At 27.3% G+C, this 12,227-nt stretch carries 10 protein-coding genes and 1 pseudogene; 9 read left to right on the top strand and 2 right to left on the bottom strand.

From position 1 onward, the window contains the following. Window positions 1-33: 33 nt before the first annotated feature. Complete coding sequence (locus tag BHAMNSH16_RS07040) at window positions 34-1,233, bottom strand: tetratricopeptide repeat protein (protein ID WP_069731418.1); 1,200 nt, start codon at window positions 1,231-1,233, stop codon at window positions 34-36. A gap of 113 nt (window positions 1,234-1,346) precedes the next feature. Between BHAMNSH16_RS07040 and BHAMNSH16_RS07035 the strand changes: the two genes are divergently transcribed. The 3 genes from BHAMNSH16_RS07035 (at window position 1,347) to BHAMNSH16_RS07025 (ending at window position 4,422) form a co-directional block, all read left to right on the top strand. Further along, window positions 1,347-2,192, top strand: coding sequence for a bifunctional 5,10-methylenetetrahydrofolate dehydrogenase/5,10-methenyltetrahydrofolate cyclohydrolase (locus BHAMNSH16_RS07035; RefSeq protein ID WP_008730955.1), 846 nt, complete (start codon window positions 1,347-1,349; stop codon window positions 2,190-2,192). A gap of 44 nt (window positions 2,193-2,236) precedes the next feature. Further along, window positions 2,237-2,674 (top strand): EamA family transporter, encoded by a 438-nt coding sequence (locus BHAMNSH16_RS07030; protein ID WP_008730952.1) that lies wholly within the window; start codon window positions 2,237-2,239, stop codon window positions 2,672-2,674. Window positions 2,675-3,087: 413 nt separating this feature from the next. Then, window positions 3,088-4,422, top strand: a complete 1,335-nt coding sequence (locus BHAMNSH16_RS07025) for an NfeD family protein (RefSeq protein WP_069731417.1) — start codon at window positions 3,088-3,090, stop codon at window positions 4,420-4,422. A 74-nt stretch (window positions 4,423-4,496) separates the two neighbouring features. On the opposite strand, the gene BHAMNSH16_RS07020 is transcribed toward BHAMNSH16_RS07025, so the two are convergent. After that, window positions 4,497-4,736 (bottom strand): hypothetical protein, encoded by a 240-nt coding sequence (locus BHAMNSH16_RS07020; protein ID WP_008730950.1) that lies wholly within the window; start codon window positions 4,734-4,736, stop codon window positions 4,497-4,499. 488 nt (window positions 4,737-5,224) lie between these two features. On the opposite strand from BHAMNSH16_RS07020, the gene BHAMNSH16_RS07015 reads away from it, so the two are divergent. The 6 genes and pseudogenes from BHAMNSH16_RS07015 (at window position 5,225) to BHAMNSH16_RS06990 (ending at window position 12,221) form a co-directional block, all read left to right on the top strand. Next, complete coding sequence (locus BHAMNSH16_RS07015; RefSeq protein WP_008730949.1) at window positions 5,225-6,163, top strand: UDP-glucuronic acid decarboxylase family protein; 939 nt, start codon at window positions 5,225-5,227, stop codon at window positions 6,161-6,163. Between the two features lie 304 nt (window positions 6,164-6,467). Next, the gene (locus tag BHAMNSH16_RS07010; RefSeq protein ID WP_069731416.1) at window positions 6,468-6,998 is read left to right on the top strand and encodes a hypothetical protein; all 531 of its coding nucleotides are present in this window, start codon (window positions 6,468-6,470) and stop codon (window positions 6,996-6,998) included. Window positions 6,999-7,193: 195 nt separating this feature from the next. Further along, complete coding sequence (locus BHAMNSH16_RS07005; RefSeq protein ID WP_008727995.1) at window positions 7,194-9,470, top strand: heavy metal translocating P-type ATPase; 2,277 nt, start codon at window positions 7,194-7,196, stop codon at window positions 9,468-9,470. Between the two features lie 462 nt (window positions 9,471-9,932). Continuing rightward, window positions 9,933-10,391 (top strand): annotated as a pseudogene (locus BHAMNSH16_RS07000) (DUF4405 domain-containing protein); the annotation flags it as partial. Between the two features lie 116 nt (window positions 10,392-10,507). Next, window positions 10,508-11,560, top strand: coding sequence for a methionine ABC transporter ATP-binding protein (locus tag BHAMNSH16_RS06995; protein ID WP_008728755.1), 1,053 nt, complete (start codon window positions 10,508-10,510; stop codon window positions 11,558-11,560). Next, window positions 11,541-12,221, top strand: a complete 681-nt coding sequence (locus tag BHAMNSH16_RS06990; RefSeq protein ID WP_008728756.1) for a methionine ABC transporter permease — start codon at window positions 11,541-11,543, stop codon at window positions 12,219-12,221. The genes BHAMNSH16_RS06995 and BHAMNSH16_RS06990 overlap by 20 nt, the downstream gene beginning before the upstream one ends. Window positions 12,222-12,227 lie beyond the last annotated feature (6 nt).

Here is a 12,227-nt window from a genome sequence, read left to right as displayed (position 1 = left end):
AATATATTTTTTGTATACTAGATGTATAAAATATTATATTTGTAATTTTTCTAGTTTTTTTGTTATTTCATTTCGCTTTTTTATGTATTTATCATATAATACAGGATTAGGTTTTTCATTATTGATTATGTAAAGATTATAATTAACAGCTTCAAGTAATTTACTATAATAGATTTGAGAATTATATTTATCGCCCAAATTTTCATATATGCCCGCTAATTCTTCTAAAGCCTCATCATCATTTTTATTTATATCAATAATCTTTTTCAAATATCCTATTACTAAATTCCCATTCTGATTCATATCTCTCTTAAGCAAATACACAGCATCTTTTATTAAATTTATATCTTTATCATAAATTTCTATAGCGGCATTATAACACTTTGAAGCATTGTCATAATCATTTTTTAATATATAAGCATCAGCAAGTTTTCTATAATATATATAATTATCTTTTTTAGTATTTATTGCTTTGTTATAATTTTCTATACTTTTTTCTATATCATCATTTTCTACATTAACTTTATATCTGCTGTAATATAAATCTCCTAAAGCAGACAGATAATAATGATTATTTTTATCCAAGTACTTTTTTATATTATCTATTATTGCAGTCATATCATTAATAGAATTTTTATTTCCTTTTTCTGTAAGATATTCTAAATAATCCATATTGAAATAAATATTATCTTTGTAGAAATTAAAAAACATTTCATAAACTTTGTTCTTATCATTACTGTTTATTATTTGGCTGTAATAACCTATAAGAGAAATGTATTCATCTTCTGTTATAAGATTATTATTTTTCTTGGAATAGGAATATATATCTTCTAATACTTTATTAATAGATTCAAATAAATTTTCTTCTTTTGAATAAATATTTTTTTCTTTCCATTCATTAGGTTTTTCTCTGTCAAATATTACATAATTAAGTACAAGTCCGTTTTTATATTTAAACAGATCATAAGTTATTGATAAATCGGCATTATTATTTAAAGTAAGTTCTTTAATTTTTGATTTTATTTCTTTATAATCACTTTTTTTATACGGCATATAAGGTATTATATGAAAGTCAGAATTAACGAATAAATTTTTTATTATTAAATCTTTCACTGCATAAGAGTTATAATTATTACTGTATTCTGTTTCAAATATTATTATTTTTTTCTGAGCAAAGGATATGCTGTTTATAGTTAAGATTGTAAAAAAGATAATGAATATTTTTTTTATCATAGCTTAATAATATACAATATAAATATTAAAAAATCTATACTTGTATTTTATTTTGCGGCATTATATTATTATAAAAAATAATAAGAAAATTTAAAATTTCATTAGGAGTTTATATGTTTAATATTTTAGACGGCAGAGAATTAGCCAAAGAGATAAAAGAAAGAATAAAAAAGGAAACAGAACTTCTTGAAAGAAAACCAAGAATAGATTTTATATATTTTGAAGATGATAAGTCTACAGAAGTTTATTTTACAAGAGCAAAGAAGCAGGCTGAAAGTGTCGGAATGATAGGATCTTTGCATAACCTTTCTGTAAACACAACAGAAGAAGATTTTTTGACATTGATAGAATATTTAAATGAAGAAGCTGAGACAAGCGGAATAATGATTCAGATGCCTCTTCCTAAACATATAAACAAGAAAAAAGTTTATGAAACAATTTCAATAGAAAAAGATGCTGATGCAATATCGCATGTCAATTTAGGCAGGATATTTATAGGAGACAGCAATTTAGTTCCTTGTACAGCAAAGAGTGCTATGGCTTTAATAGAGAAATCAGGTATCAATATAGAAGGTGCTAATGCTGTTGTTATAGGAAGGAGTGAGATAGTTGGTAAGCCTTTAGCACATTTACTTTTACAGAAATCAGCTACTGTAACAATAGCACATTCAAAAACTAAAAATTTAAAAGATATTTGCAAAAATGCTGATATATTATGTGTATCTATTGGAAAGCCTGAATTTATTACGGGTGAGTATATAAAGAAAGATGCTGTTGTTATAGACATAGGTATAAATGTATTAGAAGACGGTTCTTTAAAAGGAGATGTTGATTTTGAGGAGGCTTCTAAGATAGCTTCTTATATTACTCCTGTACCGAATGGAGTTGGAAGTGTTACAGTTTCTATGCTTTTAGATAATGTGCTTTATCTTCATAAAAATATGATAAATAAAAACTAATTTTATAAAAAATAAAACACTATATTAAAAATTAAGAGATTTTTATGGATATTATTTTTGCATTATTATCATCAATATTTGCATCCCTTACTGCTATACTTATAAAGATAGGATTATCAAATATTAATTCTAATTTAGCAACTGCCATAAGAACTATTATTATATTAATAATGTCTTGGATTATAGTTTTTTATACTAATTCATTAAACTCTATAAATACAATTGAAACTATAAAAAATCTAAATACAAAGACTGTTATATTTATAGTATTATCTGGTATAGCTACAGGTTTATCTTGGATTTTTTATTTTAAAGCACTTCAGATTGGAAATGTTAATAAGGTAATAGTTATAGATAAACTTTCTATAGTTTTTACTATAATATTAGCGGCCGTCTTTTTAAAAGAGGCCTTGAATATAAAAGTTATTATAGGCATGCTGTTTATAGCGGCAGGTACATTGATAATAAGTTTTCAGTCATGAAAAAATTTTACAATATAAACAAAACTTGGGCGGGTTTTATTATTGCAGCATTAGTATATAAAAAATAATAAGCAGAAATTTCTGAATAGTTTTTATGGAAAAAAGGGCGGGGTATGTAATTAAATTTTAAAGCTTTATTTTCATGCCCACCCTTTAGTTTTATAATTTAAATCTGGATTAAAACTTTTAATTTTTTTATTGCTAAATTAGAATCTATAATTACCCACCCAAGTGTTTTTTAATTTTATTATGTTTATACCGCCGTTATATGATATGCTTAAAATATATACTATTTTTTTATTATAATTTAAACAATGAATGATATGCTATTAAACGGCGTTAAAAATTTCCGCTTGAAAAAAATATAAGTTATACTAAAATGATAATATATAATAAAAAAGAGAGTGAGGTCAATGAAAAAATTTAATAATATATTAATAATACTTTTTTTGAGCATTTTTATCTTTTCTAATTATTTATATTCAAAAGATAATAAAGTTTATGTTATAAAAAAACATGAATTTCAAGAGATAGACAGATGGTATGCAGGATATTTAAAAAAGGCTATAGATAAAGCAAATGATGAAAAAGCAGATTTGATTATATTAGAGCTTGATACTCCTGGCGGACTTCTTTCATCGGCCTTATCCATAAAGAATTATATTATGGAAAGTGATGTACCTGTAGTTGTTTATATCAATAAGAATGCATTATCTGCTGGGGCTTTAATATCATTGAGTGCTAAAGAAATTTACATGTCTGACGGCAGTGTAATAGGGGCAGCAACTCCTGTATATTTAAATGGGAATGAACCTAAAAAAGCAGGAGAAAAAGAGGTGAGTGCAATGCGTGCGGCAATGAGATCTTCTGCAGAAACTACTAAAAAGAATATTAAAGCTGCTGAGGCTATGGTTGATGAAACTATAGTTTTAACTAAAAAAAGTGACGGTATTGATTTAGATGATAAGACTTTATTAACATTAAGTGCGGATGAGGCAGTATCTATAAATATTGCAGATAAGAAAGCAAATTCTATAAATGATATATTAGAATTAAAAAATATGAATAATGCAGAAATAGTTAATATAGAAGAAGAAGGATATGATTCCGTATTGAAGGTTCTGCTTAATCCTTTTATTTTAAGTATTATAATGTCTATAGGAATAGCGGGAATATATATTGAAATGAAAACTCCGGGCTTTGGTGTGGGAGGCGTAACAGCGATAATAGCTTTTGCTGTATTTTTCTTTGTTCAGTTTTTTTCCGGAAGCAGTAATTTTTTATCACCAGCAATATTCCTTCTTGGAGTTATTCTTCTTTGCGTAGAAATATTTCTTATTCCGGGCTTTGGAATCACAGGTATACTTGGGATAATAGGAATTGTAGCTGGAATATTTATTTCTTTCGGAATACATAATATAGCTGTAGCTTCTTTTGTGATATTTGTATCTTTAATAATAGATATTATACTTGTAGTATTAATTGCAAGGTTTATGAGTAAGTCAAAAGATTTTAAAAATAAGATTACATTAGACAGTGATACTTCAGGATATCATTCAAGTATTTCTTATGAGGATTTAATTGGTAAAGAGGGCATTGCTGATACTTTTTTCAGACCTTCAGGCTATATAGTTATAGATGGAAAGAGATATGATGCCGTAAGCGAAGGCGAGTTTATAGATAAAGGCAGCAGTTTAAAAGTTATTCTTGTAGAGGGAAACAGAATAGTAGTTAAGAAATCTAATTAATATTAATTTGTATTTAAATTTCTAATTTAGAATAGAAATATATTTATAGCATAAGTATTTTATAAAAAATATACTTATGCTAATGAACTGAAAGCTCTTACAGAAGATATATCTATTCTAAGCTGCAAAACATATCTTTTACCATCGCGTCCTATAGCATAAGTGTATCTGCTTGAAAGAGGAGATATGCCGCTTCCTTGCTGGCTTATCCTTTGTATATTAGAGGGATTTTGAGCTGAGTTATTTTCTTTAGGGACAGGCATTTGAACTTGTGATGTCTGCTGTATATTATTATTTATTCCATTGATAGTCATACTAATAACTCCTTTATTTAGTAATTAACTGCTGATATTAACGGTAATATAAAAAAAACCTTAAGGATTTTATTTAATTCATTTAAGGCTATTTATTTTTTATAATTTAATAAAAGCGACAATTTTTGTCATTTATATATGTTATAATAAAAACTTTTATATATTTTTAATCTTTAGAACGCACGGTAAACTAAGCAAATAATTTAAATTTATTAATGATATAATTTTGATTATATTAAAAGATATTTTTACCGTGCGTGAATTGTATTAAAAATATAATTAAATCTAGGGCGAGCATGCTTTTTGTAATATGAGTGCTGAATATTAGTAAAGCTTTAATTTTAAATTTAGGCAAAAAATATAAAAGGGCGGGGTGTGTGAATTAATTTTTAAAATATAAAAATATATTTAAATAATATATGATAATTTTAATTGAAATATTTAATTATATGTTATAATATATATTAAATAAACTTGAAGGATTTTTCATGAAAAGAATTATTGTAACAGGCGGAGCTGGATTTTTGGGCTCTCATTTATGTGAAAGATTATTAAATGAAGGAAACTATGTAATATCTATAGATAATTTTTTTACAGGCAGTAAAGAAAATATTAAACATTTATTAGATAATAAAAATTTTGAAAGTATAAGACATGATATAACAGAACCTATACATATAGAATGCGATGAGATTTATAATTTTGCATGTCCCGCTTCTCCAATACATTATCAAAGAAATCCCATACATACTTTTAAAACAAGTGTTTTAGGCATACTTAATATGCTTAATTTAGCAAGAGATTGCAATGCCAGAATACTTCAAGCTTCAACTAGTGAGGTATACGGCGATCCTTTAGAGCATCCTCAAAGAGAAACTTATTGGGGACATGTTAATCCCAATGGTATAAGAAGCTGCTATGATGAGGGCAAAAGAGGAGCTGAAACTTTGATGATGGATTATTACAGGGAGTATAAAACCGATATAAAGATAATAAGAATATTTAATACTTATGGTCCTAGAATGAATGAATATGACGGCAGAGTGGTTTCAAATTTTATTATGCAGGCACTTCAGAATATACCTATAACAGTTTATGGAAACGGAAGCCAAACCAGAAGTTTCTGTTATTGTGATGATTTAATAGACGGTGCTGTAAAAATGATGAATGCAGACAATTTTATAGGACCTGTAAATTTAGGAAATCCTGCTGAAATGACTGTTTTAGAATTTGCTCAAAAAATTATAGAAATGACAAATTCAAAATCCGAAATAGTTTTTAAAGATCTTCCTAAAGATGATCCAATAAAAAGACAGCCTAATATAACATTAGCTAAAGAAAAACTTAATTGGAAGCCTGAATACAAATTGGAAGACGGTTTGAAAAAGACTATAGAATATTTTGATAATTATTTAAAAAACAAATAATATAATATAAATGTATTATTCGTATCATATACAATAAAATCAATAAAAATAATTTATTTTTTAATTATATATGTATTTTTACAGTAGTAGGTATATTTATGTTTTTTGGTAAAAATATTTTATAATTATATTATTATTTTAAATAAAATTCTTAGATTTGTTAATATATTAATTGTATGTAAATTTAATTTAATTTTATTTTAAGGAAATATTTAATATGAAATAAATTTTTTATATTTTTATATATAAATATTATATTTTTATATATGAAAAATAATAAAAAATAATAACAAAGGAAATAAGAATGAAATTAAAGATACTTTTAATAATGATTACAATTTTATTTGCAGTATCATGTGTAAAGAATAATCCGTCAAATCCTATTGAAAATAATAATACCTCAAGAGGGAGTTCAGACAGCAATATAAGTGATAATGAAAATACAGGGATAAATAATTATGGAGATTCTAAAAGTATTCCATCTGTTAATATAGATGATGGTTCCATAGAGTTTGAAGGAAATGCTAAATTAACTATTAAAACTTTAGATGAAATTAATGTCGGAGTACCTGAAGATATTAATGTATATGTTGATATTTATGAAAAAGATAAAATTGCAAGAGTACATATTCCAAATATTTTTGATTTCAGCAATATTCAGTTGGATAATGCTAAACATACATATCATTCAAGTGATGAAAAAGGTAATTATACATTGACTATGAAAGTTGGAAATGATTCTATTACAGAATTTCAATTTATCATACTTAGCAAAGTAGAAAATTATAAATATTATATTGAATCTGAAAAATTATCAAAAATTCAAAAAAATTAATCACAATTAAGAAATAATTGAAAAATAGTCTGTATATTAATAATATAAAGACTATTTTTTTTGTTTATTTTTATATATACCTATATACCCTACTTGAATTTTATTAAAAAATTATTATAATTATATTGTTAGACTATTGTAACATTCTATAAAAAATAGTAAAATTAAATATGTTTTATATAGAGGTATTTATATATGAAAATGACTTTAAAAATAGGAGGCATGCACTGTGCTGCTTGTTCTAGGGCAGTAGAGAGAGCATTAAAAAAGACTGAAGGCATTGAAGATGCTAATGTTAATATAGCTACAGAAAAAGCTGTATTTAATTACGATGAAAAAAAACTAAAGTATGATGATATAGTAAATGTAGTAGTAAAGGCCGGATATCAGGTAGTAGGCAAGGAGGAAGACCCTGCCGAGAGAAAGGCAAGAGAGATAAAAGAGCAGAAAATAAGATTAATAGTATCAGCAGTATTTTCCATACCTCTTTTTTATATATCTATGGCACCTATGGTTAGTATAGTAAAGTTTCCAATACCTAGTTTTTTGGTTCATCATATAAACCCTCAGGTCTTTTCTATAGTAGCTATACTTTTATGCGTACCTGTTATGATATCAGGCTATAAGTTTTATACATTAGGTTATCCTGCACTTTTCAGAGGCTCGCCTAATATGGACTCGCTTGTAGCAATAGGTACAACTGCGGCATTTGTTTATAGTGTATATTCTAGTATTTTGGCATTTATGGGGCTTAATCCTCATGGTGAAAATCTTTATTATGAATCAGCTGCTGTTATAATTACTTTAGTACAGTTTGGTAAATATTTGGAGGCAAGAAGCAAAGGAAAAACTGGAGAGGCTATAAAAAAACTTATGGGACTTCAGCCAAAAACAGCCACTATAATAAAAGACGGTGAAGAGAAAGAGATAAAAATTTCGGAAGTAAAAGTTGATGATATAGTTTTGGTACGCCCGGGTGAGAAGATACCTGTTGACGGAGAGATTATAGAAGGATACAGCAGTGTAGATGAATCAATGCTTACAGGAGAGAGCATACCTGTTGAAAAAAGTGTTGGTGATAAGGTGGTTGGTGCTTCAATTAATAAGACTGGAAGTTTTAAGTTTAAGGCTCAGAAAGTGGGTGCTGATACGGCATTAGCTCAGATTATAAAACTTGTAGAAGATGCACAAGGCTCAAAAGCTCCTATAGCACATATTGCTGATGTTGTATCTTCGTATTTTGTACCTGCTGTTATTACTATAGCTTTGATATCAGCTGTTATATGGTTTATAGCTTTGCATAATTTTGTATTTTCTTTAACCGTATTTGTTTCTGTACTGGTTATCGCTTGTCCTTGTGCTTTGGGGCTTGCTACTCCTACTGCTATAATGGTTGGTACTGGAAAAGGTGCTGAGCTTGGAATACTTTTTAAAAATGCTGAGGCGTTGGAAGTATCTCAAAAAATAAATGCTGTAATGTTTGATAAAACAGGCACTCTAACAGAGGGCAAACCTTATGTTACTGATATTATTTCTGATGATAAAGATAAACTTCTTTTAATAGCGGCAAGTGCTGAAAACGGAAGCGAACACCCATTAGGGGAGGCCATAGTAAGAGAGGCTAAAGAAAAAAATATTAAACTCCTTGATATAGAAAATTTTAAAGCTATAGCAGGTTTTGGTATAGAAGTATCCATTGATAATAAAAAAGTATTAATGGGTAATGATAAACTTATGAATAAAGAAAATATTAATACAGAGAGTTATCATTCATATATGGAAAGCCTTTCAAAAGAGGGCAAAACTCCTATGTATGTTGCCTATGATAATAAACTTTTAGGTGTTATAGCTTGTGCTGATAAATTAAAAAAAGAAAGCATTGATGCTATAAGAAGACTTCATAAATTGGGTATAAAAACTGCCATGATAACAGGAGACAATAAAAATACAGCTAATTCGGTTGCAAAAGAAGCAGGTATTGATATAGTATTTGCCGAAGTTCTACCAGAAGAGAAATCAAAAGAAGTAAAAAAACTTCAGGACGAAGGAAATATTGCTGCTATGGTAGGAGATGGTATAAATGATGCTCCAGCTTTAACTCAGGCTAATGTGGGCATTGCTATAGGAAGCGGTACTGATGTTGCGATAGAGAGTGCTGATATAGTATTGGTAAAATCAAACACCAATGATGTAGTAACTGCAATAGAATTAAGTAAAGCTACTATGAGAGATATTAAACAGAATCTTTTTTGGGCTTTTTGCTACAATGTTATAGGCATACCAATAGCCGCAGGAGTTTTGCATGTATTTAGAGAGCCTTTAATAGCTTCTTCTATAGGAGATTTTTTAGTTGCTATTATGGGTAAGGATTTACTTTTGAATCCTATATTTGCTGCTCTTGCCATGAGTTTAAGCTCTGTGTCAGTAGTTACTAATGCTTTAAGACTTAACTTTTTTAAACCAAGCAAATAGATTTTATTTTTTATACACTAAGTTTTTCAATCATATATACTCGAAAGTACATAGAGATTTAATTTTTAATTTCTATGTACTTATTTTTTTAATTTTAAAAACGCATGCAGTATAAATACAATGAACAATAATAATCTCTAATTCAAATTTTACTAAAAAATAGAATTTTATTTTAACATGCGTTAATTAATGCTAAAAAAATAAATAAAACTTGGGCGGGTGCTGTAATTTCTTATTAAGCAATAAAATAAATTTAAATTCTTAATTTTAAGTTAAGCAGAAAATATAAAAGGGCGGGGAATGTAATCTATACTAAAATAAATAAAAGTATAATTTTTTTACAAAAATAAGAAATCATCAGAAACTTTTAAGCATATAATTCGTCTAATAATCTAAATAGCATGCTATATATTATTTTACTTTTTAAAATAAACTTATTCTGTAATAGGGAGAAAATTATATATGAAAAATAAAATTAAAATATTTATAGATATAACAATGACTATTCTTTTTTTTGTTTTAATTGGGTATCGTTTTACCGGCCGTACTATGCATGAATATTTGGGATATTTAATTTTTATATTTTTCATACTTCATCATATACTGAATTTTCATTGGTATAAAAATCTTAATAAAGGAAAATATAGTTTAAATAGAATATTGAATACATTTATAAATACTATGCTCTTTATATGTATGCTTGGATTAATTATAAGCGGAATATTATTTAATAGAAATGTAGTTGAATTTTTTAATCTTGAAGGAATTAAAGTATTTAATAAAAGACTGCATATAATTTGCTGCTATTGGGGACTTATATTGATGTCTTTACATTTAGGCATGCATTGGGGTATGTTTATAAATATGAGTAAGAAATTTATGAATATAAAAAAACAAATATATATGATAATTGGTTTAATGCCTATAATAGAAATACTAGCACTAGCCAAAGTTCTTATTACTATTGACAGATATATTTAAAAATATATAATTATAATATTTCGATAAATTGAATAATCTAATTTTTAGGATAATAGATGATAGTTTTGGAAAATGTCAGTAAGGTATTTAAAACAGCCAAAAATAAACAGCTTAATGCAGTTAATAATGTATCTTTAAAAATAAATAAAGGTGAGATATACGGAATAATAGGTTTTTCAGGAGCTGGAAAATCAACTTTAGTAAGATGCATAAACTTATTAGAAAGACCTACATCAGGAAAAGTATATGTAGATGAAGAGGAATTAACATCTTTAAAACCCAAAGAACTTAGAGAAAAAAGAAAAAAAATGGGTATGATATTTCAGCAGTTTAATTTGTTTAGTTCAAGAACAGTATTTAAAAATGTTGCATATCCTTTAAGATACAGAGGGCTTTCAAAAGAAGAAATAGAAAAAAAAGTTATGTCTTTGCTTGAGCTTGTAGATATAAAAGAAAAGGCTAATGTTTATCCTTCGCAATTAAGCGGCGGACAAAAACAAAGAGTTGCAATTGCAAGAGCTTTAGCCAATGATCCTCAGATACTTTTATGCGATGAGGCAACTAGTGCTTTGGATCCGCAGACAACTTCTTCTATATTAAAATTATTAAAAAAGTTAAATGAAGATTTAGGAATTACTATAGTTGTAATAACGCATGAAATGAATGTAGTTAAGGAACTTTGTCATAGAGTTGCTGTTATGAATAAGGGTACTTTAATCGAAGAAGGAGATATATTTGAAGTATTTTCTCATCCAAAAAATCAAATTACGCAGGAGTTTATAGATACTACTTCAAATCTTTCAAAAATATATACACTTGTTGAAGAAAAGGATAAGATTACAAATATTAAAGCTGGCGAATGTATAGTAAGATTAAAATACAAAAGAGATAGTGTGGGAGAGGCTTTAGTTTCTCATGTATCCAGAAAATTTAATGTGGATGTTAATATCATATTTGGGAATGTAGAGCTTATAGATGATAGTTTGCTTGGAGGATTAGTAGTTATACTTCATGAAAAAGAAAAAGGCGGAATAACTAATACTATAAAGTTCTTTCAAGAGCAAAATGTTGATGCGGAGGTAATAAAAGATGCTAGATATGATGAATAATTTAATGCCTAATGTTATGGCAGATTTACCTAGACTTTATCAAAGCATAATACAAACATTTGTGATGCTTTTTTATTCGGGTATAATATCATTTTTTGCTGGCGGTTTTTTAGGCGTACTTTTAATAGTTACTAAAAGATTCGGAATAATGGAGAATATATTAGTATATGAGATTCTTAGTAAATTAATTAACTTTTTCAGAGCTATACCATTTATAATACTTCTTGCAATGCTTGTGCCTCTTACAAGATTTATAATGGGTACTGCTATAGGTGTAAAAGGGGCTATTATACCTTTAATATTCGGAACAGTACCTTTCTTTGCAAGACAGATAGAAAGTGCTTTAGCAGAAGTGAATCCGGGTTTGGTAGAAGCGGCACAGTCTATGGGGTCATCTCCTATAGCAATTATTTTTAGAGTATATTTAAAAGAAAGTATAGCTCCTATAGCAAGAGGTACTACTATAACTGCAATTAGTTTAATAGGGCTTACTGCTATGGCTGGAGCTGTAGGGGCCGGCGGACTTGGAACTTATGCTATACAGTCTGGATACTATAGAAATAAATTAGATATTATATATGTGTCTGTAATACTTCTTGTAATACTTGTAGGTATTATACAGGCTGTAGGAAATTTCATTGTAAAAAAAGCTACACATTAAAAAAAT

The organism is Brachyspira hampsonii, assembly GCF_002214805.1.
GTDB lineage: Bacteria > Spirochaetota > Brachyspiria > Brachyspirales > Brachyspiraceae > Brachyspira > Brachyspira hampsonii.
The sequence above is the reverse complement of the archived record's forward strand: the minus strand, read 5'-3'. Positions and strand labels throughout refer to the sequence as shown.